Origin of the sequence: Streptomyces sp. LaBMicrA B280 (genome assembly GCF_049222185.1) — a bacterium.
GTDB lineage: Bacteria > Actinomycetota > Actinomycetes > Streptomycetales > Streptomycetaceae > Streptomyces > Streptomyces murinus.
This window is the reverse complement of the sequence record NZ_JBMJCT010000022.1, coordinates 255,567-277,660: the sequence shown is the minus strand read 5'-3', so window position 1 is coordinate 277,660 and position 22,094 is coordinate 255,567. Positions and strand designations below refer to the sequence as shown.

Below are 22,094 nucleotides of genomic sequence, written 5' to 3'. Positions count from 1 at the left end.
GGGGGTGGGTGCGGTCATCGGGCTTCGTCCTTCCGGTGCGGGCCGGCCGGGGCGGGCAGCATCTCTACGGCGAGTTCGGCGACATGGCGGCCGCGGGGCGAGGTGACGTGCAGCTCGTCCTCTCCGGGCAGCATCTCCTCGAACACGGTCCGGGCGCGCTTTCCGGCGAGGAGACCTTCGAGTCCGGTGAGGGAGAGCGGGCTCGCGAAGTCGACGTACTGGGGCTTGGCGTTGCCGAACCAGCCCCCGGCCCCCTCGCCCTCGCGCTCCTCGTGGACGGTGGCGAACACCCGCTCGGGCAGGCCGTGTTCGACGCGCCAGCGGTGCCAGCCGAGGTACCAGTCGGCGTCGGGGACGCCCGGGGCGCGCAGCGGGAGGCGTCCGTGGGCGACGGTCCAGGAGCGGCGCTGGAGGACGAGGCGGTGGTGGCGGACGCGGGGGCGCCGGGTGACTCCCTCGCGCTCGGGTCCCGCGGGCACGCCGCGCCAGACGTCCGGCTTGGGGCGGGCGGTCGGGGAGAACAGCAGCAGGGTGCGCGGGATCTCGGGCAGTACCATGGGCACCAGGTAGCCGAGGTAGAGCGGGACGACCTCGCGGCCCAGCCGCCGTGAGCGCAGCAGCAGCCGGTCGGTGGTCTCGTCGTGCACGGCGTACAGGTCGTCCAGGTGGAGGCGGGCCTCCTCGGGCGCCGTGCTGGTCTCGCCGGGGCAGACGATCTCGTGCTCGGTCAGCCGGCCGTGCAGATTCAGGTTGGTGGTCGCGGAGCCCGCGGTGATCTCGGCGAACACGGCGCCGGGCGGCAGCAGTTCGGGCAGTTCGGCGCGGAGGGCGGCGGTCAGTCCGGGGTCGCCTGGGCCGTCGAAGCAGTGGGTGAAGCGGGTGAAGGGGAAGCAGAGGCCGCCGAAGGAGTCGTTGAGGACGACCAGGGGGTCGCCGTCGCGGCGGGCCAGCTGGAGGAAGTGGCTGTGCGGCTGGAACGCCGGGGCGGCACCGCCGAGGGCCTCGGCGACCTCGGCGGTCAAGGCGTCGTCCAGGACGAACTCCTCGGCGTCCGGAGGCAGTTCGGCCCAGCGTTCACGCATGCGGGCGGTGAAGGTGGCGCGGGCCGCGTCCAGCGCCGTGATCTCGGGCAGGCCGAGCCAGTTCTCCTCCGGGGCGTGGCCGCCGTCCGGCAGGAAGTCGTCCTTGGCGGAGGTGAACTGGAGGTACTGCCGGAAGATGTCCTCATGGAAGTCGTGCACCAGGCGCAGCAGATCACCGCAGCGTCCGCCGCGGCCGAAGCGGGCGAGGAAGAAGCCCTTGAGGGTGAGGCGTTGGGGCAGCGCCACGTCGAAGGCGGGCAGCAGCCGCCCGAGCGAGCGCAGCGGGCCCTCGGCGAGCCGCGTCCACTCGGCGAGGTCGGCGGTGGTGGTCCCGGCCGAGACGTCCTCGTAGAGGAGGGTCCCCGGGAGGGACGGGCGTTCGGCCCCCAATTCGCTCTGAAGTGACAGGAGTTCCGTGCGGAGCGCGCCGAGCAGGGTGCGGCGGGTGGGGACGTCCGCCGCCGGGAAGCGGGCCAGGATGCCGGCGGGGCCGTCCAGGCGGGCGGCGAGCGCCTCGGCCCACGGCCGGTCCAGGGCGCGCAGCGAGCGCTGGAAGGCGCGCACCGGGTCGCCGCTGTGCACACCCGTGGCGAGGCTCGGGAGCTGGAGCATGCCGAGGTCGCGCAGCGCGGCGAGATAGCGCTCGGCCTCCTCCGCCCCGGCGCCGGTGGTGGTGGCCAGCCAGTGCGCCAACTCCCCGTGTCTGAGCGGCCCTTCGTGGTCGCGCAGCAGGGCCAGCATGCCGTCGAGGGTGCCCTGGCGGCGCAGGAAGAACAACCGGTCCTGGGCGGCGTCGAAGCTGACGGCGGCGCTGTCGTCGCCCGCCGTGACGGCCCGCTGGACATAGCGCACACGGCCCTCGTCCAGCTTCCAGCCGGAGGCCAGGGCGACCGGGAGGTCGGCGCGGCGCGCGGGGTCGGCGGCGACGAGTTCGGCGAGGCGGGCGAGCGCGACCACGTTCAGCCGGGGGTGGCCGGTCCAGTCGTCGCCGACCCGCGTGAGCGCCGTACCGTCCCCCTCGTCCCCGAACCGGCCGACGGCGACGCCCGTGAGCGTGCTGAACGGGCTGGTCTTGCAGGCGGTGCGGTAGACGTACGACAGCAGGGAGCGCTCCATCTTGCGGGCGCGCTTGCCCGGTACCGGCGCCGGGTCGGCGGCGAACGCGTCGAGGCGTTCCTCCAGCGTGGGCGAGGCCAGCAGCAGGCCCCGGCGCAGCCGGTCGTCCAGGGCCAGCTCGCGCAGCGCGGCGCGGGTGCGGCCGAACCCGGCGGCGAGCACCGAATCGCCCTCGGCCCGCAGTTCCTCCCAGCGGACCCGGGCCTCCAGCCACTCGGCGAGATCGGCACCGGCGTCCCCACCGAGGCTCCCGGCGAGCTGGCGGGCGGCCGAAAGGTCCCCGGGCAGACGGTTGTTGAACACCTGGCGGCGCAGGGCGAGCAACCGGCGGCGCAGCACCGCGTCGTCGGCGGAGCCGACCGCGGCGGAGAGCGGATCGCTGAGCCGGGCGCCGAGCGCGGCGAGCCGGTCCTGCTCGGCGGCGGTCCGGGCGGCCCAGTCGGCGGCCTCGGGGGCGCGCAGGGCGAGGGCGGTGTCCACGGGGAGGCCACTGACGCGCAGCATGAAGCGGTGGTGCAGGGCCGGGGTCACGGGTCCGGCGGGGATGTTCCCGTGCGACGCGGCCGACGCGGTCGCGGCCGGGGTGCCGGAAGGTGAGACCGAGGGGTCGGGCCCCGGGCCGTCCTGCGCGGGGACGTCCTCGGCCGGGGTGGTGGCGGTCGGGCTCACGCCCTCCCCCTTTCCTGTGGGGTGTGCGGCCGCCCCGGGGGCGGGGCGGGGTCCTCGGGTCATGGGGCCACGATGTCGAAGCGGTAACCGGCCGGGCGGGGGGCCTCGTTGCCGATCATCATCACGAGCAGCGGGATCTCGCCCCGCTCGGCGAGGCCGAGTTCCTCCGCGAAGGAGACGCAGTCGAAGCCGAGCGCGACACCGCAGCCCGTGCCCGCGGCCGAGGAGGCGGTGTACACGGCCTGTGCGGTGGCGCCGATGACGGCGTTGACCAGCCGCAGGCCCCGGTCGCCGACCGTGTCGAGGACGGCGTGGGTGCGGGCCGCGGGCACCAGGACGGCGGCGGCCTGCTCCAGGTTGTAGTTGGCGAGGAAGTAGTTCTCCTGGAGGAAGCCGCCGAAGTCGCCGGGCTTCATCAGGACCAACTCGTTCGTCTGACGGTCGTGTTCGTAGACGCCGGGCGCGATGCCCTGGACATGGTTGACGAAGACGTAGTGCCGGGTGAGGGGGGCGGCGCCGGGTGTCTCCGCGTCGGTGTCCAGGGTGCCGGCGGCGACGGCCGCGGCGAGCGCGGCGGACAGCCGGGCCGGATCGAGCGGGGCGGCAGCGGTGAACCGGCCGAAGCTGCTGCGGCGTTCGCGCAGCGCGCGGCGTACGGTCGCGTCCAGCGCGAGCGGCGCGGGCAGTGCGACGCGCTCACCGGGGCCGGGCGGGGTGACCAGCGCGGAGTCCAGCGCCCCGGGCGCGGGACGGTCGGCGGCGCCTTCCAGGGTGGCCGCGTGGATCGCGTGCACGGTCGGGAAGGTCAGGACGCGCCGGGACCGCTCGTCGGGGACCCGGCGGACACGGGCGCCGGGGGTGGCCGGGGCGGCCTCCCACCCCGCGTCCTCCCACCCCGCGTCCTTCTCCCGCGCGTCCTTCTCCCCCGCATCCCTCTCCCGCGCGTCCCTCTCCCCGGCGTCGCCCTCGTCCGCCTCCCCCGCGTCGCCCTCGTCCGCCTTCTCCCACCGCAGCGGCACCACCGCGAACACCCCGTCGTCCTCGGGGTCGAGCCCGAGCACCCGGCCGAGGCGGGGCTCGTCGAACCACAGCGCGGCGCCGATGTGCAGCCCGTGCGCGCGGGCCCACATGCGCCAGGTCTGGAGGAGGGCGCCGATGTCCATCGTGACGACGTGGTAGGAGAAGCTGTTGTACTTGAAGGCGTTCTGCCAGAACGTCACGCCCAGCACCAGGAACTGGTCGGTCCCCGCGGCCTCTTCGCGTTCGCCGAGGGCGGCCCGCACCTCGCCGGTGACATCGCCGGACAGGGTCCTGACGAAGGCGTTGCGCGGGGTGTCGTAGTAGTGGACGCCGGGGGTGAGGGGGCCGCTCGCGCCGCTGATCCAGTGGATGCCGATGGGGTAGAGGCCGCCGCCGGAGGAGGTGCCGCGCGACCAGTTGGCGTGGGTGTGGAACGGCAGGGAGCCGAGGTCGCTGTTGGCCTGGACGGCGAGCCTGCGGCCGGTCAGTCCGTAGGAGTCGCGGAGCATCGCGCCGAGCAGCGGCAGGCTGAACGCGCCGGTGCCGCGCGGCCCGAACAGGCCCCGGCCGAGCGTGGCGTCGTCCGCGCAGCCGCCGTCGGGCAGCGGCAGGACGGGGGCGCCGGGGAAGAACTTGCCCTTGCGGGGGCGGTCGGACCAGTCGGGCACGAAGTCGGCGGGCTCCATGGGGATCCTGCCCCGCCGCATCACCGCGGTCGCGTACTCATGGGCGTATCCCATGGTCACTTCCCTTTCTGCTGTCTGTGGTCGAGGTCGGCCGCCCGAGCCGTGCACGGGGCGTCGGGGCCGGGTAGGCCGGGGTGCGGGGCGTCGCTCAGGGGAAGGGATGCGGCGCCGGATTGAGTTCGGCGGGCGTCACGTCGTCGTCCCGCAGGCCCGCTTCGCGCAGCGCGGTGCGCATCCGGGGCATCAGCGGGGCGCGTTGGCGGCTGGTGCCGAAGTCGATCGGGAGCAGGCCGGGCACCAGGACCTTCACGGTGTGCAGGCCCAACTCCCGCTGTTCCGGGGAGGTCTGGTCGACCACGACGACGTCGAAGCCGTGCGCGGTGACGGCGTCGACGCACGCCTCCACGTCGGTGCGCAGCTCGGCGGCGGGCACCAGGGCGCCCTTCCCGGTGGCGAGGGAGGCGAGCGGCACCCGTTCGGCGTCGTCGCGTCCGCTCAGCAGGAAGTCGGTGTACCGGCCCATCTCGGGCAGCCCGTACAGCAGGGGGTGGTCGTGCAGCACCTGGACCTCGCCGAAGTCCCCTGCCATGCGCCGCAGTCGGGGTGCGTCGCGGGCGGTGCGGCGGCGCAGGTTGACCGAGTCGGTGGCGATCTCGCACAGTCCCCCGGCGAGCGCGGCCTCGGGGTCCAGGGAGGCGCCCGCGCCGAAGCAGAGCAGTCCGGGCCCGCCGTCGACGCGTTCGGCGACGGCGGTGACCACCGGTACCGGGAAGGTGACGCGGGTGTCGAAGAACCGGGCGCGGTAGCCGTACATCGCCAGCCGGTCGACCATGGCGCGGGTCGCGGCCCGGGTGCTGCTCGCCGGGTCGATCTCGGGCAGCCGGAGCCGGCCGAACCAGGCCAGCAGGAAGGCGTCGCGTTCGACGGTCTCCATCAGCCCGTGGTAGACGGCCTCGGTCAGACTGCCGCCGGAGGCACAGCCGTTGGAGCTCTCCTGGACGAAGCGCCGCCGGATCCCGCCGGGCGCGTGGTAGTAGGCGACGATCTCGGGCACGAGGACCGGCCGGTCGTCGCGCAGCGACCAGCCCCACACCCAGTCCACCGGGTCCTCGGGCGCGAACCGCGGCACCTCGGGGGCGGCTGCGTGGAAGGCGTCGGAGTACAGGCCGGTGACGCGTGGGTCGACGGCGAGGTCCCCGAGGTCGTCGAGGGTCGCGCGGAGCACGGTCCGCTTGGCGCGGGCCCGCATCCCGGCGAACCGCTCCAGGCCCTCCAGCACCCCGACGCGGACGCTGGTGCCGTAGGAGTCGGTGTGGCCGCCCCAGTAGCACTCCCGCAGGTAGTCGCCCGAGCGGGTGGTGAAGGCGCCGATCACCGAGGAGGTCGACGCGGAGGCCAGGTCGGGTGCGAAGGAGGGGCCGAGGGCGCCGGTGACGGGGTTGACGAACGCCTCCGGCACCAGGTCGTAGGCGGCGAGCGGGCGGGCGCGGAAGTCGGCCGGGTCGTGCTTGGCGCCGGGGTCCAGGGTGATCCAGGCGCCCTCGGCGGTGTCCTCCGGGCGGGTTCCGCAGGACGGGCACTCGCCGTCGGGCACCAGCGCGACCCGGCAGACCCGCAGGGTCTCCAGGTCCAGCAGCCACACCCAGGGGTGCCGGCCGCCCCGGTCCCCGCGGGCCACCGCCGCGACCAGCGCGGCGAGGGCGTCCACCGGGAAACCGGCCAGCCAGGGCGGGGTGCCGGTGGCCCGGGGTTCGGCGCCGCGTTCCAGCGCGTCCCGCAGATACCCGGCCCGCACCGCCTGCCAGCGGCGCGCGAGGCACCGGGGGCAGCCGGGCGCGCCCTCGGCCGGTACCGGACCGACCAGAGCGTGGTGTCCGTACAGGCCGACCGGCACCGCGTCCCGCGTGAACTCATCGGCTTCGACGGTGAGTTCGTCGCGGACGCCGAGCGGGGTCACCGCCACCGGCGGGGTGCCCGGGCGCTCGGCGAGTGCGGCGGTGAGCGCGGCGCACACCGGGTCCCACGGCCCGGCGGCCGTGGTCGGGGCGGGGTGCGGCGCGGTCACGGTCTCAGTGGGCACGACGGGTCCCGCGGGTCAGCAGGACACGCGACGCGAACACGGTGCCCTCGGCGAGGTCGGGGGCGGTGACGCGCACCGCGAAGGCGTCCCGTCCGGCCGCGGCGAGCCCGTCGAGGACGGCGGGCCAGGTGGTCGCCGCGGCGGGGGCGGGTACGACGCCGCCGGGGACGAGGGTGGCCGCGTCCAGGTCGGCCCACAGTGGGTCACCGGCGTCGGACTCGCCTCCGGCGCGGCGCAGTTGCTCGGCGCCGAGCAGATCGCGCAGCGCCTCCAGGACGGCCTCCCGGTGCCGCAGCCCGCTGCCGGTGGCCCAACGCGTCTCGCCGCTGCGCCCGTCGGTGAACCGGGCGAGCACGACCGGCAGCAACGGGCAGCCCAGGTCCAGGACTTCGGCCGTGACGCCGAGGTTCTCCGCGGAGCGCAGCAGGAACCGCAGTTCCGGGTCCCCGGTGAGGGTCGCGGGGTCCACGGTGCGTACCGGGTTCGTCCGGCGGACGGCGGCGTCCAGCGTGTCCCGGGCGAGCGCGGTGCGCAGGGCGCGGGCGAGCGCGGCCCGGGGGCTGCCCGCGGCGCCGGTACCGGCGGAGGTCCGTTCGAACAGGCCCGCGTCGTTCCAGCCGCCGAAGGTGCGCACGGCGCCCGCGGGCACCAGCACGATCCGCCCGTCGAGCAGCGAGGCGGCCTCGCTGAAGCGGGCGATCCGGTCGGCGGGCACGTCCAGGCCGCTGGAGACGGCGAGTTCGGCGGGGGCGAGGCGGCTCCACTTGCCCGCGGCGGCCTCCAGCGCGGCGGCGGTCAGCACCTGGGGCGGTACGACGTGTTCGACGTACACCTCGGCGGCGCGGAAGAGCGCGTTGAGGCGGGCCCCCGCGACATGGTGGACGTCGGCGGCGGACACCGCGCGGGTCCGTCCCGGGGCGAGGCCCAGCCGTACGGTGCCGATCTTGAGCGGGGTCTGCTCCCACTCGTCGTCGGCGTACGCGGTGATGACGCCCGTCGCCTCGCGGACCAGGACGTCGCGCTCCTCCAGTGCGGCGAGCGCGGCCCGGGCGGCGTCCTCGTCGGCGGCGCCGTCGGCGGGCGCGGCAGCGGACTCGTCCTCGGGGCGGGCGGTGCGCAGGGCGTCGACGCCCTCCGCGTGCTCACCCTCGGGGACGGCGGAGCAGTAGGGACATCGGGGATGCGGCAGCAGCGGCTCCGTCAGCACATCGAGGGAGTCGAGGTCCTGGACGACGAGCCGGCCGCGGGTCTCGGCGGGCAGCGCGCCGGTGACCAGGCGGAACACCTCGAAGGCGAGCAGATTGCCGAGCATCCCGGCGAGCGGTCCGCCGATCAGGGGCGCGGGCGCGCCGAGGGGTGCGGCGGGTCCGACGGACGCCCACAGGTCGGCGCTGTCGGCCGCGTCGGCGCCCGCGCCGAGCCGCAGCGCGGCGCAGCACCAGCAGCCGGTGCGCCCGGCGGTCATCTCGGGGCCGATGCAGTCGAGGTAGACGAAAGTCCAAGCGCCGAGCCGCCGGCGCCCGGCCGGCCGGTCATCTCGGGGCCGATGACGGCGCGGTCGCCGAAGGTCCACGCGCCGAGCAGCCGGCGCCCGGCCGGCACGCCCTCGGCGAGCAGCCGCAGCAGTTGCCGGGGCCCGGCGGCGGGGGTCACCAGGACGGTGTCCCAGCCCTCCAGTTCGGCCCAGCCGTACGTGCCGTCGGCGGCCTCCCCGAGGCGGGCGAGCCGGGGGGCGCAGCCCGCCTCGGCGAGGGCGGCGGCCTCGGTGTCGATCTCCGCGACGCCCTCCACCCCGTGCCGCTCGGCCCGCAACTCGCTGTAGGGGGCGTCCTGTTCGGTGACGGCCACGGCGGCGCTGCCGTTGCGCAGCAGGCCGAGCGCGGCCCAGCGGGCCAGGGCGTCGTCACCGAGGACGGCGACCGGGGTGTCACGGAAGCGCGCGAAGCGTCCGCTCGCGTCGTCGGCGTAGTGGTCGAGGTAGTCGAGCTGATGCGCGAAACGCTCGCTGACCTGCGGTGCGAGCACATCGACCGGGGGCTTGGGTCCGGCGTCCCGGGCGAAGCCACGCGCGTAGAGCGCGCGCACGAGTTGGACCACCATGTCGCGCTGCTTGTCCCCCAGCCCCGCACACAGCTCCTCGACCCGCCGCTCGCCGTCGAAGTGCGGCACGATCAGCGTGGCGAAGCGGTACGCGTTGCGGGTACGGACGTTGAACCCGCCGTGGGCGTTGTGGAAGAGCACTCCGTCCGGGGTGCGGGTGTAGAGCACGTCCCGGCGGATACGGGGCCGCGACTGCGCGATCTCCTCGGGGGAGGCGGGAGCGTGGGGCATGGGCGGGGAGACCTTTCGAATGCTCACGGGGAGGGTCGGCCGGCGGCCGGGGGAGGCAGGTCCGTCGGGTCGTGCGGTACGGCGGGGGCGCCGGGGAGACTGGCGCCGGCCGCCTGGACGAACAGGCGCAGCAGGTCGTGGACGCGATAGCGGCCGGAGGGGTCCTCCTGGAGCAGCCCGGCGTCGACGAGCGAGCTGAGCACCAGGGCGCCGGGGGCGCTGGGCGAGCCCCGGCCGAGCCCCGGGGGCGGCTCGCCGGACCCGCCGCTCCCGACCGGCAGCGGCAGCGGACGGCGACCGGACAGGAGCGCCGCGGCCGGTGCGCCGGTGCCGCCCGACCCGCCCGGCCCCTCGGGTAATTCGCCGCGCAGTACGGCGAGTTGCAGGTCGCGCAGGACCGGTCCCGGCTCCACCCCGAGTTCCTCGGTGAGGTGGGCGTGGATCCTGCGGTACTCGGCGAGCGCCTCGGCGCGCCGCCCGGAGCGGTAGAGCGCCTCGACGAGCAGGGCGGACAGCCCCTCGTGCCCGGGGTGGGCGCGCACCGCCTCGCGGGCCTCGGGGATCAGCTCGCGGTGCCGGCCCAGGCGCAGCTCGCCGTCGAACACCCGCTCCACCGCGAGGAGTCGCTCCTCGGCGAGGCGGGGCACGAGGTCGCGGTGGATCTCGTCCGAGTGCACGTTCGTCAGCAGGGGTTCGCCCCACAGCCCGAGCGCGGCGCGGGCGAGCCGCAGCGCGGACTCCGGGTCGTCGGCGGTGTACGAGCGGGCGAGCAGCTCGCGGAAGTGCAGCAGATCGAGGGTGCCGGCGTCGGCGTACAGCCGGTAGCCGCCGGGCACGGCCTCGATGGCGTGGTCGGCGATGCCGTACTTGGCGAAGAGCCGGCGCAGCCGCAGCACACAGGTGTGCAGCGCCGATCTGCCGCCCGCGGGTGGCCGGTTGCCCCAGACGACGCGCTGGAGCAGCTCCGAGCCGACCACCGCGCCGGGGTGGAGCAGCAGGGCCGCGAGGAGCGAGGCGGGGCGGGAGGGCTGGAGTACGACGGTGTCGTGGCCGTCGGTGATGGCGAGCAGGCCGAGCACGAGGAACCGGGGCTGACGGGTCCCGGGTGCGGGGAAAGCGCTGTCCGGCGCGGAGGTGCCTGTCTTCACCGTGGCCTTTCAGCGTCGAGGTGGGGGTGCGGTGGGGGTGCACAACGGTGGTACGACGGCGCGACGTTGGGCACGCCGAAGATCCCCGACGCGCCAAATCCACTGCCGAGACGGGAACTTAGATTCGAAGACGCGGTGGCGTCCAGTGCTCGGAAGAAAACGTCCGGTGACACGTGAGCGGCACAAAGGTCGCCGGGAGATGGGGCGTTGGCGATCCGATCGCAAGGGCATACGCTGCGACGAGGTGGGCCGGGTCATATGCCGGGGCACCACGCACCCAGGGGAGGATCCATGCCGTGGTGGGCGCTGATCCCGGTCGTCTCGATGATCACCGGGCCGCTCGCTCTGTACGTCATGACCCGGCGTAAACGCGCCGAGGACAGGGCGGACGAGCGGTACGAGGAGCTCTCGCGGAAGTACACGGCCCTGCTGGAGGAGACCACCTCGGGCGAGCTTCCAAAGGGCCGCGACCGCCACCGCGAGTAGTCGGCGCGCGGCGTCACCGATTTCCATGCGGGAACGAGATAACTCGAACCGGCATTCCGAAAGTGGGTTGCATAATTTCCACCGCGGGTCACGGGGCGGTGCGCGGGCGGCGATCGGACATTTACGGCGAGACGCGCGCGCCCCGCGACGCACCCGGTGAGGTGCGAGGCGGGGCGGAGGTGTGCCGGACGTGTTCCGGGCGGGTTCCGGACCGGTCAGGCCACGGAGGCGATGCGCATCCGGATGTCCTCGGGGGACAGCGTGCCCTTCGCGGTGACGTGGTCACCGGAGGACTCGCCGCGCAGTCGGCGGCCGATCCACGGGACCAGGTGCTCGCGGGCCCAGTGCACGTCGTCGCGGCGGACGTCCAGGGTGCCCCGGGGCGGCAGCGGCGGCCACGGCTGCTCCGGGTCGGCCGGGATCTCCAGCCCGAGCGCCTGCCCGGCGCGCAGGGCGACGCGGGTGTGCCCCTCGGGCGAGAGGTGCAGCCGGTCGCTGTCCCAGGCCCGGCGGTCCTGCACGGACCTCAGCGACCACAGGTCGAGCACGGGGCAGTCGTACCGGTCGGCGATGGCCCGCACATGCCCGTTGTACGTGGCGATCTTGCCACGCAGGTGCTTGAGCAGGGGGACGCCCCGGGTGTCGAAGCCGGTGGTCACCATGACGGTGCCGCACACCTCGGCGAGCTGGGCCACGGCCGCCTCGAACCGCTCGGCCACCTCGTCCGGGTCGGTGCCGGGACGGATGATGTCGTTGCCGCCCGCACACAGGGAGACCAGATCCGGGGCGAGTTCGGCCGCCTGCGGGACCTGGTCGGCCACGATCTGGTCCAGCAGCTTCCCGCGCACGGCGAGATTGGTGTACTGGAAGTCCCCCTCGGGCCGCCGGTCGGCGAGCAGTACCGCGAACCGGTCGGCCCAGCCCACGAACGCCCCGTCCGGGCCGGGATCGCCGACGCCCTCGGTGAAGCTGTCCCCCACCGCCACGTACGACCCGATCACTGATCTGCTGTCACTCTTCGAATCGTCTGCCACGTCGGACCATGATTCACCTCGGGGTGTGACTTACGCGACCGTAGGAAGGGGTTGACGAACGGTGAGATGAGCCACTCCGCGAGATTCCCCGTTCCAGGAATACAGTCGCGGGCAGGGCTGTTGGCGCCCGGCCGCCCCTCGTCGATCATGCCTGTGGACAACTCATCGCCCCGCGAAACCCATGCCGTATGGTCGACGCAGCGCCCGCCGCGACCGTGACGGCGGGGACCGAGCGGGAGGAGCCCCCGTGACGCAGCAGGTCCCGTCGACCGAGCCGGAGCTGGCCGGTGTGCGCAATTTCCGTGACGTCGGCGGACTGCCGACCGTGGACGGACGGCGGCTGCGCCAGGGCGTGCTGTTCCGCAGCGGGCACCTCGCGCACGCGACCGCGCGGGACGCGGTGTTCCTCTCCTCCCTGGGCCTGCACACCATCTTCGACTTCCGTAACGCGGCCGACCAGAAGCTGGAAGGCCCGGACGTCGCGCTGCCCGGCGTGCGCAATGTGAATCTGCCGCTGAGCGACCCGGCGGACGGCGCCGAGTTCTGGACGATGGTCCGCGACGGCGACCTCGACCAGCTGCGCGCGATCCTGGACGACGGCAAGGGCGCGGCCCGCATGGTGGCCTCGTACCGGTCAACGCTGCGCGATCGCACCGCCGAGCACTCCCAGGTGCTGCACGCGATCGCCGAGGACAGCGTCCCGGCGCTGCTGCACTGCGCGGCCGGCAAGGACCGCGCGGGCATCTCGATAGCCGTCACCCTGCTCGCCGTGGGGGTGGAGCGGGACGCGATCGTGGCCGACTATCTGGAGTCCAACGCCAAGCACCGCCGCTACAAGGTGCGGCGCAGCGGCAGTGCGCAGAGCGCGTACACGCCCGAGGTGATGGAGCTGCTCAGCCCGCTCTTCGACGCGCGCGCGGAGTATCTGGCAGCCGCCTTCGACAGCATCGACGAGACCTGGGGCGGCGTGGACCGCTATCTGGAGCAGGGTCTGCGGCTGGCTCCCGAGACCCGGGAGCGGCTGCGGGCGCGGCTGGTGGACTGATCCGTCCTCCGGTCCGCGCCCGCCTGGTGCGCGGGCGCGGGCTCAGCCCTTGCCGCCGATCGCGAAGAGCAGATAGAGGAACGCGGCCACGACGTGCCCGAGGGCGATGTAGATGAGCAGCCGGATCCACAGGGCACGGGGGAACTTGGTCTCCAGGTCGCTCATGGCAGCTCTCCGTTCAGGTGCCCCAGGCACAGTGCGGCCGTGGGGCTCTGCAGCAGGGTGTGGACGAACAGCAGCTCCACGCCGTCCGGGTCCTCGGCGGCGAGGCGGTGCGGGGTGAGCGAATCGAAGTGGGCGCTGTCGCCGGGGGCGAGCAGATGCGTGGCGTCGCCGAGGCGCAGCCGCAGCCGTCCCTTGAGGACATAGAGCCACTCCTCGCCGGGGTGGACGCGCACGATGTCGCCCTGGGTGCCGTACGGCGCGTGCACCCGCAGGGCCTGCATCCCGCGGCCGGGGGCTCCGGCCTGGAAGTAGGTCCACCCGGCGGCCCGGGTCGGGTCCATGTCGGCGGCGCGGACGATCGCGTTCTGGTCGGCGACCCGTTCGCCGAGGAGTTCGGAGACCGTCGTACCGTAGATACGGGCGAGCGCGAGCAGCATCGGCAGCGAGGGCTGTCGCTGCCCGGTCTCCAGCCGGGACAGATGGGCCGGTGAGAGTCCGGCGTCCCGGGCCGCGGCCTCCAGGGTGAGACCGGCCCGTCGGCGCAGCGCGCGCAGTTGCGGCGCGACGGCCGGCAGATCGTCGCCCTGGCCCGCCGCGGGCGGTGCGGCATCTGAGGCGTTCATGCCTCTATTCAGCGCCACTTTTGCCCGTCGGGCAAATTTCTTGCCTGTGAGGCAAAAGACGGCGGTCGCCGCCGCGCCATGCTTTTGAACGCGTTCAGAGTCGAGGCTTTCGCCGCTGCGTGATCACATGCCCGACCGCACCGCACCGCGCCCAGCCCGTGCGACTCACCGGCCACCCTCTCGCCATCACCCTGGGGCTCCCCGGCCTGCGCTACGCACAGCGCGGGATCGGCAGGATGTGGCCGGCCGCCACCGGAACCGCTCTCGGTGCGGCCGCCTTCGTCCTCCCCTGTCTGCTGCTCGTCCTCGCGTACTGACCGGTCAGCGGTTGGCGACCGCCTGTTTGATCAGTGTCTTGCCGAAGTCCCACATCAGGCCGCCGCCGCTGTGCGCGTCGTCCATGACCGCGGCGAAGCCCTCGATGAACCGGTCCACGTCGGCCTCGCCGAAGACGAGCGGCGGGATCAGCTTGATGACTTCGAGGTGGTCGCCGGAGACCTGGGTGAGGATCCGGTGCCGCTGGAGCAGCGGTACGACGACCATCTGGGCGAACAGGCCCTTGCGGGCGGCCTGGAGCATGGCCCAGCGGCCGCGCAGCTTCAGCGAGGACGGCTTGCCGAACTCGATGCCGATCATCAGGCCCCGGCCGCGCACGTCGGACAGCAGCTCGTACGTGTCGATCAGCTCGGTGAGCCGGGACTTCAGCAGCTCGCCCGTGGTGCGCACGCCCGCGACGATCTGCTCGTTCTCCATGACCGACAGCACGGCGAGCCCGCACGCCATCGCCTGGGCGTTGGCGCCGAAGCTCGCCGAGTGGACCAGGACGCGGTCCATGGACGAGTAGACCTTCTTGAAGATCCAGTCCTTGCCGAGGGTCGCGCCGACCGGGACGTACCCGCCGGACAGGGCCTTGGCGACGCACACCAGGTCCGGTTCCACGCCGTCCTCGTGCTGGTAGGCGTAGAAGTCGCCGGTACGGCCGAGGCCGGTCTGCACCTCGTCCGCGATCAGCAGGGCCTTGTGCTGGCGCAACAGCTCCTGGGCCGCGCGCAGATAGCCGGGCGGCGCCTCGTGCACGCCCTTGCCCTGGATCGGCTCCACGATCAGCGCGGCCACGTCCCCCTTCCTCAACTCCCGTGCCAGGGCGTCGAGATCACCGAGGGCCACGGCGGTGTCGGGCAGCAGCGGGGCGAAGCCGTCGCGGAAGCCGCTCTCTCCGTTGACGGACAGCGAGCCGGTGGTCAGCCCGTGGAAGGCGTGCTCGCAGTACAGGACGCGGGGCCGGCCGGTGGCGTACCGGGCGAACTTCAGGGCCGTCTCGACCGCCTCGGTGCCGCTGTTGCCGAAGAACACCCGGTCCAGGTGCGGACTGTGGGTGAGCAGCCGTTCGGCGAGCAGTCCGGGCAGCGGCTGGCAGTCGAACCGGGTGAGGTCGGCGAGGTCCAGGTCGAGGACGTCGTGCAGCGCCTTGCGGACGACCGGGTGGTGGCGGCCGAGGCCCATCACCCCGAACCCGGCGAGCATGTCCAGGTAGTCGTTGCCGTCGGCGTCGAAGAAGTGGGCGCCCTCGGCGCGCTCGTAGACCTTGTCGAAGCCGATGGTGTGCAACATGCGCGGCAGCTGCGGGTTGAGGTACTTCGTGTGCAGCTCATAGCGCTCGGCTCCGCGCTCGGCGAGCAGGGCGCCGAGGTCGAACTCGCTGGTCATTCGCTCTCCTTGACGGTGCCGTCGATGTCCTTGACGGCCAGGCTCGCTGAAATGCGTCCGGCGATCTCCACCGGGGTGAGACCGAGGTCGGCCAGTACTTCACCGCGCTCGGCGTGCGGCAGGAACTGGTCCGGGATGCCGAACTGCCGTACCGGCACGTCCACTCCGGCATCCCTGAGGGCCCCCGCGACGGCCGAACCGACGCCGGAGGTACGGCTGCTGTCCTCCACTACGGCCACCAGCCGGTGCCGCGAGGCCAGTTGCGGCAGGGCGGGATCGAGCGGCTTGACCCACCGGGGGTCGACCACCGTGCACCCGGTGCCGCCCGCCGCGAGGAGTTCCGCCGCGCCGAGGCACACCGGCGCCAGCACGCCGACGGCGACCAGCAGCACCCGCGCCCGCTCCGCGCGGTGCAGCACGTCCATGCCGCCCACCCGGTCGAGGGCCGGAATGTCCGGGCCGACGTTCTCCTTCGGGAACCGCACCACGGTCGGCGCGTCGTCCACGGCCACCGCCTCCCGCAGCTGGGCGCGCAGCCGGGCCGCGTCGCGCGGGACGGCGATCCGCAGGTCCGGCACCACCTGGAGGAGCGAGAGGTCCCACACGCCGTTGTGGGAGGCGCCGTCGGGACCGGTGACACCGGCCCGGTCCAGGACGAAGGTGACCCCGCAGCGGTGCAGGGCGACATCCATCAGCAGCTGGTCGAAGGCGCGGTTGAGGAAGGTGGCGTAGAGGGCGACGACCGGGTGCAGTCCGGCGGTGGCGAGCCCGGCGGCCATGGTGACCGCGTGCTGTTCGGCGATGCCCACGTCCCACACCCGGTCCGGGAAGCGTTCGGCGAAGGCGCCGAGGCCGAGCGGGTGCAGCATCGCGGCGGTGAGCGCGACGACGTCCGCGCGCTCCTCGCCGATCCGAACGATCTCCTCGCCGAACACCGAGGTCCAGGGCCGCCCGCCGGGGGCGGCGAGCGGTGCGCAGGTCGCCGGGTCCATCACGCCGATGGTGTGGAAGCGGTCCAACTCGTCGGTGAGCGCGGGCTCGTAGCCGCGGCCCTTCTCGGTCAGGCAGTGCACCAGGACGGGCCCGTGGAAGCGCTTGGCGCGGCGCAGCGCGGACTCGACGGCCCCGATGTCGTGCCCGTCGACCGGGCCGACGTACTTCAGGCCCAGGTCCTCGAAGAGCCCCTGGGGGGCGAATGCCTCTTTGAAGCCCTTCTTGGCGCCGTGCAGGGACTCGTAGAGCGGCGCGCCGACGACCGGGGTCCGCCGGAGCACCTCCTTGCCCCAGGCGAGCACCCTCTCGTAGCCGTCGGTGGTGCGCAGGGTGGCCAGATGGTCGGCGAGCCCGCCGATGGTCGGGGCGTAGGAGCGCGCGTTGTCGTTGACGACGATGATCAGCGGCCGGTCCGGGGCGTCCGCGATGTTGTTCAGCGCCTCCCAGGCCATGCCGCCGGTCAGCGCGCCGTCCCCGACGACGGCGACCACATGGCCGCGCTCCCCCTTCACCTCGCGCGCCTTGGCGAGGCCGTCGGCCCAGCCGAGCGCGGTGGAGGCATGGCTGTTCTCGATGACGTCGTGCTCGGACTCCTCGCGTGCCGGGTAGCCGGACAGACCGCCCTTGCCGCGCAGCGCGGAGAAGTCCTGACGTCCCGTCAGCAGCTTGTGCACATAGGACTGATGGCCGATGTCCCAGAGGATCCGGTCGACCGGTGAGTCGAAGGCCCGGTGCAGGGCGATGGTCAGCTCCACCACGCCCAGGTTGGGCCCGAGGTGACCGCCGGTGCGCGAGACCGCCCGCACCAGGAACTCGCGTATCTCCTCGGTGAGTACGCCGAGTTCCGCCCCGGACAGCCCCTTCAGATCACGTGGTTGCCGGATCGTCTCCAGAATCGTCACGTTCGTGGCCCCCTCTCGCTCCGTGCAGTGACGTGGACTCAGCTCATCCGCTCGGCGAGCCGCTGCGCCTCCTCGATCAGGGTCTCGACGATCCGGGACTCCGGGACGGTCCGCACGACCTCCCCCTTGACGAAGATCTGCCCCTTTCCGTTGCCCGAGGCAACTCCGAGATCGGCCTCACGGGCCTCTCCGGGGCCGTTGACCACACAGCCCATCACCGCCACCCGCAGCGGCACTTCGAGGCCGTCGAGCCCCGCGGCGACCTCGTCCGCGAGCCGGTAGACGTCCACCTGGGCACGGCCGCAGGAGGGGCAGGAGACGATCTCCAGGCGCCGCTCGCGCAGCCCCAGCGACTGCAGGATCTGGATGCCGACCTTGACCTCCTCGGCCGGCGGCGCGGACAGCGAGACCCGGAGGGTGTCGCCGATGCCCCGGGACAGCAACGCCCCGAACGCGACGGCCGACTTGATGGTGCCCTGGAACGCGGGACCGGCCTCCGTGACGCCGAGGTGCAGCGGGTAGTCGCACTGTTCGGCCAGCTGCCGGTACGCCTCGATCATCACGACCGGGTCGTTGTGCTTGACCGAGATCTTGATGTCCCGGAAGTCGTGCTCCTCGAAGAGCGACGCCTCCCACAGCGCCGACTCGACCAGCGCCTCGGGCGTCGCCCTGCCGTACTTCTTCAGCAGTCGCCGGTCCAGCGAACCGGCGTTGACCCCGATCCGGACCGGCGTGCCGCGGTCCTTCGCCGCGCGCGCGATCTGGGCGATCTGGTCGTCGAACTTCTTGATGTTGCCCGGGTTGACCCGGACCGCCGCGCAGCCCGCCTCGATGGCCGCGAAGACGTACTTGGGCTGGAAGTGGATGTCCGCGATCACCGGGATCCGCGACTTGCGCGCGATGACGGCGAGGGCGTCCGCGTCGTCCTGCGTGGGGCAGGCGACGCGGACGATCTGGCAGCCGGACGCGGTGAGTTCGGCGATCTGCTGGAGGGTGGCGCCGATGTCCGACGTACGGGTCGTCGTCATCGACTGCACCGAGACCGGCGCCCCGCCCCCGACCGCCACCGGCCCGACATGGATCTCCCGCGACCGCCGCCGCGGGGTCACCTGCCGGGCCGGTACCTCGGGAACGCCCAAGGGTACGGCGGCCATCGCCCTACTCCCGGTTTCCCGAGACCGTCTCGCGCAGGGCCCGCAGCGACTCCGTCAGGGAGCCCATGGTGGCGAGCACGGAGGTGGGCTCGTAGCCGCAGTGCGCCATGCAGTTGGCGCAGCGCGGGTCCTTGCCGCGGCCGTACTTGTCCCAGTCGGTGTCCTCCACCAGCTCCCGGTACGTCGGCACGTACCCGTCGCTCATCAGGTAGCAGGGGCGCTGCCAGCCGAAGAGCGAGTAGTTCGGGATCGCCCACGCGGTGCACGGGAAGTCGACCTTGCCCTCCAGGAAGTCCAGGAAGAGCGGGGAGTGGTTGAGCCGCCACTTCTTGCGGTTGCCGCCCGAGAACGCCTTGCGGAACAGCTCGCGGGTCTGCTCCACGCCGAGGAAGTGCTCCTGGTCCGGGGCCTTCTCGTAGGCGTAGGCGGGCGAGATCATCATCTCGTCCACCTTCAGGTCGTCGTTGAGGAAGTTGAGCACCTCGATGACGGTCTGCGGGGTGTCGGTGTTGAAGAAGGTGGAGTTGGTGGTCACCCGGAAGCCGCGCCGCTTGGCCTCCTTGATGGCCGCCACCGCCTCGTCGAACACGCCTTCCTTGGCAACGGACTCGTCGTGCCGCTCGCGCAGCCCGTCGATGTGCACCGCGAAGGCGAAGTAGGGCGAGGGGGTGAACTTCTCCATCTTCTTGCGCAGCAGCATCGCGTTGGTGCACAGGAAGACGTACTTCCGCTTGGCCACCAACTGCCGCACGATCTCATCGATCTGAGGGTGCATCAGGGGCTCGCCACCCGCGATGGAGACCATCGGCGCACCCGATTCGAGCACCGCGCCCACCGCCTGGGCGACCGGCATGCGCTGCTTGAGCACCCCGGCCGGGTGCTGGATCTTGCCGCAGCCCTCGCACTTGAGGTTGCACGCGAAGAGCGGTTCGAGCTCCACGATCAGCGGGAACTTGTCCCGCTTGCGGAACTTCTGTTCGGCCAGGTATGTAGCGACCTTGATGGACTGACGCAACGGCATGGCCATCTGGGCTCACCTCCGGGGGAGCGGCAAAGAACGGTGCCATTCGAAATATGCGGGAAGTACGGAACGAAGAACACGGAATGCTGATATTCCACCGCGCACGGTGCCGATCCGGACGAGTTCGTGTTCGGGAGTGTCGACGACCACCCGGACGGCGGCGACCGGGCGTTCGCCCGCGGTCACGGCGCTGAGCAGGGTGGCCGCGGACTCCATGTCGACGGCGATCGCGCCGGTCGCGCGCAGGGCGGACCGTTCGGGGCCGCGGACGACATGATCGGAGCCGGTGAGCGGGCCGGTGTGGACCGTGCGGCCGGGCAGCAGCCGCGTGAGTTCCTTCACCAGCAGTTCGGTGCCCACGCAACGGACGGTGCCGTGCGGGTCCCGGGTCTCGCCGGCGACCACCAGGTCACCGGGGTGCATGCCGGGGGCGAGGCCCGCGCAGAAACCGGTGGCCACCACGGCGGCATCGGTGAACGCGGGCCGGGCCAGATGCCGGGCGAGGGAGCGCTGCGCCGCCCGCGGCCCCATCCCGGTACGGACGAACGTGACCGGCCCGCCGGCCCCGCCGCGGTCGCCCGAGCGCAGCGCGAGGTGCTCGATGCCGAGCGCGCAGGCGATCAGCAGCGGGGCCGGGGCGGGCTGGACGTTCACATCAGCTCCCCTTGGCCTCGGAGAGCGGTGACCCGGCGGTGTCGGCCGCCGCGGGCCGCGGCCGGGGGGCCTTGGCGAGCAGCTGCCGCTCGAAGGGGTCGCCGTGCAGATACCGGCCGAGCGCGGTGAGCGGGAACACCTGCCGGTACAGGTGGTAGTTGATGGAGAAGTCCCAGGGGAAGCCGGTGCCGGTGAAGTACGGCTCGTCCCAGGTGCCGTCCTCGCGCTGGGTGGCCGCGAGCCACTGCACACCCCGCTCGACGGCCTTGGAGTCCCTCTCCCCCGCCGCGAGCAGCGCCATCAGCGCCCACGCGGTCTGCGAGGGGGTGGAGGCGCCCCGGCCGGCCCATTCCCTGGCGTGCCGGTAGGAGCGCAGGTCCTCGCCCCAGCCGCCGTCGTCGTTCTGGACCGACTCCAGCCAGGTCACCGCCCGCCGGATCGCCGGGTGCGAGACGGGCAGTCCGGCCGCGGTCAGCGCCGGGACCACCGACCCGGTGCCGTAGATGTAGTTGACGCCCCAGCGGCCGAACCACGCCCCGTTCTGCTCCTGTTCGGCGAGCAGCCAGGCGATGCCGCGCCGGGTGCGCGGGTCGTGGGCGAGGCCCTCGGCGGCGAGCATCTCCACCACGTGCGCGGTGACGTCCGCGGACGGCGGGTCGATGACCTCGCCGAAGTCGCAGAACGGCAGCCGGTTGGGGAACGGGCTGGTGTTGTCGACGTCGAAGGCGCCCCACGCGCCGTTCTTCGACTGCATGCCGAGGTTCCAGCGCACCGCGCGCCCGATCGCCCGGTCCGTGCGCTCCGGGTCGTGGTGCCGGATCCGGCGCAGCGCGAGGGAGACCTCGGCGGTGTCGTCGATGTCCGGGTAGTTGTCGTTGTGGAACTCGAACGCCCAGCCGCCCGGCGGCAGTTGGGGGCGCTTGACGGCCCAGTCGCCGGGCCGGACGATCTCTTCGCCGAGCAACCAGTCGGCGGCCTTGACCAGTTGGGGATGGTCGACGGGCAGTCCGGCGTCGACCAGCGCGATGGCGGCGAGGCAGGTGTCCCACACCGGGGACTGGCAGGCCTCGATCATCCGGGCGCCGTCCTCACGCCAGATCGCGAACCGGTCCAGCGAGGCCAACCCCTCGCGCAGCACCGGGTGTTCGAGGTCGTAGCCGAGCAGATGCAGGGCGATGACCGAGTACACGGCCGGGGGCTGGATGCCGCCCCAGCAGCCGTCGTTCTCCTGCCGCTCGATGATCCAGCGGGCGGCGGCGTTCATCGCGGCCTTGCGCAGCCGGCGCGGGACGACCCTGCGCAGCTGCCGGAGCGCGTTGTCCAGGCGCTGGAAGGCCCCGTCCCAGGTGGTCGCCGGGGCGAGCGGCTTGGGCGGGTTGGGGTGCGCCGGGTCGGTGTGCAGCTCGTCCAGCGCGAAGGGCGCGGGGCGCACCGGGCGCTTGGCCGAGACGATGGTGAGCGGCACGATCGTCTGCCGGGCCCAGCACCCGAAGTCGTAGATGTTCAGGGGCATCCAGCCGGGGAACCAGATCAGTTCCGGGGGCATCTCCGGCAGGTCTTCCCATTTCCACCAGCCGAACAGGGCGAGCCAGATACGGGTGAAGACCCGGGCGGCCGCGATGCCGCCGCGCTCGCGGATCCAGGCGGCGGCCCGCGCCATGTGCGGGGCGTCGGGCGCGTCACCGGCCAGCCGCAGGGCGACGTAGGCCTCGATGGTGGTGGACAGTTCGCCGGGCCCGCCCCAGAAGGTGGCCCAGGTGCCGTCCGCGCGCTGTTCGCCGCGGATGAACTTCGCGGCGGCCTGGGTGGTCCGCTCGTCCTGGATGCCCAGGAACTGGCGGAGCAGCAGGTCCTCGGCGTCCATGGTGACGTTGGTCTCCAGGTCGCCCTTCCACCAGCCCTCGGCGTCCTGCCGGGAGAGCAGGAAGTCGGTGGCGCGGCGGGCGGCCTGCGCGGCGGCTTCCGGTGCCCCGGCCGCCTCGGGGGTCGTGAGGGTGGTGTCGCTGGCCGCGGCAGCGCGGGACGGCAAGGTGGCCCCGGTGCTTCCGTCGGTCGTCGCTGTCATGGCTTCCCCTTCGTACAGTCGTGCGAGACGTGCTGCTGTGGGTCCGCCGTCGGCCGGTGTGCTTCCTGTCGCGACACCGGCCGGCGACTACGCGAGGATGGTTCGACCGATAG

General features: G+C 73.2%; 18 protein-coding genes. 3 read left to right on the top strand and 15 right to left on the bottom strand.

What is annotated here, in order from left to right:
* Positions 1–14 precede the first annotated feature (14 nt).
* The 6 genes from ACLF5H_RS20605 to ACLF5H_RS20580 form a co-directional block, all read right to left on the bottom strand.
* The gene (locus ACLF5H_RS20605) at positions 15–2,702 is read right to left on the bottom strand and encodes a lantibiotic dehydratase (RefSeq protein ID WP_421677615.1); all 2,688 of its coding nucleotides are present in this window, start codon (positions 2,700–2,702) and stop codon (positions 15–17) included.
* Positions 2,703–2,926: 224 nt separating this feature from the next.
* The gene (locus ACLF5H_RS20600; RefSeq protein WP_421677476.1) at positions 2,927–4,627 is read right to left on the bottom strand and encodes a nitroreductase family protein; all 1,701 of its coding nucleotides are present in this window, start codon (positions 4,625–4,627) and stop codon (positions 2,927–2,929) included.
* A 94-nt stretch (positions 4,628–4,721) separates the two neighbouring features.
* Positions 4,722–6,653: a TOMM precursor leader peptide-binding protein gene (locus tag ACLF5H_RS20595; protein ID WP_421677475.1), complete on the bottom strand. Its 1,932-nt coding sequence runs from the start codon at positions 6,651–6,653 to the stop codon at positions 4,722–4,724.
* A complete protein-coding gene (locus ACLF5H_RS20590; RefSeq protein ID WP_421677474.1) occupies positions 6,643–8,118 on the bottom strand; it encodes a TOMM precursor leader peptide-binding protein in 1,476 nt (491 codons plus the stop codon). Before ACLF5H_RS20590 ends, ACLF5H_RS20595 begins: the two co-directional genes overlap by 11 nt.
* Positions 8,115–8,984, bottom strand: a complete 870-nt coding sequence (locus ACLF5H_RS20585) for a hypothetical protein (protein WP_421677473.1) — start codon at positions 8,982–8,984, stop codon at positions 8,115–8,117. The genes ACLF5H_RS20590 and ACLF5H_RS20585 overlap by 4 nt, the downstream gene beginning before the upstream one ends.
* A gap of 23 nt (positions 8,985–9,007) precedes the next feature.
* The gene (locus ACLF5H_RS20580; protein WP_421677472.1) at positions 9,008–10,132 is read right to left on the bottom strand and encodes an AfsR/SARP family transcriptional regulator; all 1,125 of its coding nucleotides are present in this window, start codon (positions 10,130–10,132) and stop codon (positions 9,008–9,010) included.
* Between the two features lie 291 nt (positions 10,133–10,423).
* Between ACLF5H_RS20580 and ACLF5H_RS20575 the strand changes: the two genes are divergently transcribed.
* Positions 10,424–10,618 carry a hypothetical protein gene (locus ACLF5H_RS20575; RefSeq protein ID WP_421677471.1) on the top strand — a complete coding sequence of 65 codons (195 nt, stop codon included), beginning with the start codon at positions 10,424–10,426 and terminating at the stop codon, positions 10,616–10,618.
* A gap of 215 nt (positions 10,619–10,833) precedes the next feature.
* Here the strand turns inward: ACLF5H_RS20575 and ACLF5H_RS20570 are convergent, their stop codons facing one another.
* Positions 10,834–11,619: an SGNH/GDSL hydrolase family protein gene (locus tag ACLF5H_RS20570; RefSeq protein WP_421677614.1), complete on the bottom strand. Its 786-nt coding sequence runs from the start codon at positions 11,617–11,619 to the stop codon at positions 10,834–10,836.
* 280 nt (positions 11,620–11,899) lie between these two features.
* On the opposite strand from ACLF5H_RS20570, the gene ACLF5H_RS20565 reads away from it, so the two are divergent.
* A complete protein-coding gene (locus ACLF5H_RS20565; RefSeq protein ID WP_421677470.1) occupies positions 11,900–12,697 on the top strand; it encodes a tyrosine-protein phosphatase in 798 nt (265 codons plus the stop codon).
* Between the two features lie 42 nt (positions 12,698–12,739).
* On the opposite strand, the gene ACLF5H_RS20560 is transcribed toward ACLF5H_RS20565, so the two are convergent.
* Both ACLF5H_RS20560 and ACLF5H_RS20555 read right to left on the bottom strand, forming a co-directional pair.
* Positions 12,740–12,862: a DUF6126 family protein gene (locus tag ACLF5H_RS20560; RefSeq protein ID WP_421677469.1), complete on the bottom strand. Its 123-nt coding sequence runs from the start codon at positions 12,860–12,862 to the stop codon at positions 12,740–12,742.
* Positions 12,859–13,485: a helix-turn-helix domain-containing protein gene (locus ACLF5H_RS20555; protein ID WP_421677468.1), complete on the bottom strand. Its 627-nt coding sequence runs from the start codon at positions 13,483–13,485 to the stop codon at positions 12,859–12,861. The genes ACLF5H_RS20560 and ACLF5H_RS20555 overlap by 4 nt, the downstream gene beginning before the upstream one ends.
* Before the next feature lie 119 nt (positions 13,486–13,604).
* On the opposite strand from ACLF5H_RS20555, the gene ACLF5H_RS20550 reads away from it, so the two are divergent.
* A complete protein-coding gene (locus tag ACLF5H_RS20550) occupies positions 13,605–13,802 on the top strand; it encodes a hypothetical protein (protein WP_421677467.1) in 198 nt (65 codons plus the stop codon).
* Between the two features lie 4 nt (positions 13,803–13,806).
* On the opposite strand, the gene ACLF5H_RS20545 is transcribed toward ACLF5H_RS20550, so the two are convergent.
* From ACLF5H_RS20545 to shc, 6 genes are read right to left on the bottom strand one after another with little or no spacing between them, the layout of a single operon-like run.
* Positions 13,807–15,192 carry an aspartate aminotransferase family protein gene (locus ACLF5H_RS20545; RefSeq protein WP_421677466.1) on the bottom strand — a complete coding sequence of 462 codons (1,386 nt, stop codon included), beginning with the start codon at positions 15,190–15,192 and terminating at the stop codon, positions 13,807–13,809.
* Positions 15,189–17,087 (bottom strand): 1-deoxy-D-xylulose-5-phosphate synthase, encoded by a 1,899-nt coding sequence (gene dxs / locus ACLF5H_RS20540; RefSeq protein WP_421677465.1) that lies wholly within the window; start codon positions 17,085–17,087, stop codon positions 15,189–15,191. The genes ACLF5H_RS20545 and dxs overlap by 4 nt, the downstream gene beginning before the upstream one ends.
* 38 nt (positions 17,088–17,125) lie before the next feature.
* Positions 17,126–18,241: a flavodoxin-dependent (E)-4-hydroxy-3-methylbut-2-enyl-diphosphate synthase gene (gene ispG / locus ACLF5H_RS20535; RefSeq protein WP_421677464.1), complete on the bottom strand. Its 1,116-nt coding sequence runs from the start codon at positions 18,239–18,241 to the stop codon at positions 17,126–17,128.
* Positions 18,242–18,245: 4 nt separating this feature from the next.
* Positions 18,246–19,268 (bottom strand): adenosyl-hopene transferase HpnH, encoded by a 1,023-nt coding sequence (hpnH, locus tag ACLF5H_RS20530; protein ID WP_232988549.1) that lies wholly within the window; start codon positions 19,266–19,268, stop codon positions 18,246–18,248.
* Positions 19,269–19,274: 6 nt separating this feature from the next.
* Positions 19,275–19,916, bottom strand: coding sequence for a 1-hydroxy-2-methyl-2-butenyl 4-diphosphate reductase (locus tag ACLF5H_RS20525; protein ID WP_421677463.1), 642 nt, complete (start codon positions 19,914–19,916; stop codon positions 19,275–19,277).
* 1 nt (position 19,917) lies between these two features.
* Positions 19,918–21,981, bottom strand: a complete 2,064-nt coding sequence (gene shc / locus ACLF5H_RS20520; protein ID WP_421677462.1) for a squalene--hopene cyclase — start codon at positions 21,979–21,981, stop codon at positions 19,918–19,920.
* Positions 21,982–22,094 lie beyond the last annotated feature (113 nt).

Coding starts and splice junctions, on each gene's coding strand:
- ACLF5H_RS20605 (WP_421677615.1), bottom strand. CDS start 2,702: ATGCTGCGCGTCAGTGGCCTCCCCGTGGACACCGCCCTCGCCCTGCGC.
- ACLF5H_RS20600 (WP_421677476.1), bottom strand. CDS start 4,627: ATGGGATACGCCCATGAGTACGCGACCGCGGTGATGCGGCGGGGCAGG.
- ACLF5H_RS20590 (WP_421677474.1), bottom strand. CDS start 8,118: ATGACCGCCGGGCGCACCGGCTGCTGGTGCTGCGCCGCGCTGCGGCTC.
- ACLF5H_RS20585 (WP_421677473.1), bottom strand. CDS start 8,984: ATGCCCCACGCTCCCGCCTCCCCCGAGGAGATCGCGCAGTCGCGGCCC.
- ACLF5H_RS20575 (WP_421677471.1), top strand. CDS start 10,424: ATGCCGTGGTGGGCGCTGATCCCGGTCGTCTCGATGATCACCGGGCCG.
- ACLF5H_RS20560 (WP_421677469.1), bottom strand. CDS start 12,862: ATGAGCGACCTGGAGACCAAGTTCCCCCGTGCCCTGTGGATCCGGCTG.
- ACLF5H_RS20555 (WP_421677468.1), bottom strand. CDS start 13,485: ATGAACGCCTCAGATGCCGCACCGCCCGCGGCGGGCCAGGGCGACGAT.
- ACLF5H_RS20545 (WP_421677466.1), bottom strand. CDS start 15,192: ATGACCAGCGAGTTCGACCTCGGCGCCCTGCTCGCCGAGCGCGGAGCC.
- ispG (WP_421677464.1), bottom strand. CDS start 18,241: ATGGCCGCCGTACCCTTGGGCGTTCCCGAGGTACCGGCCCGGCAGGTG.
- hpnH (WP_232988549.1), bottom strand. CDS start 19,268: ATGGCCATGCCGTTGCGTCAGTCCATCAAGGTCGCTACATACCTGGCC.
- shc (WP_421677462.1), bottom strand. CDS start 21,981: ATGACAGCGACGACCGACGGAAGCACCGGGGCCACCTTGCCGTCCCGC.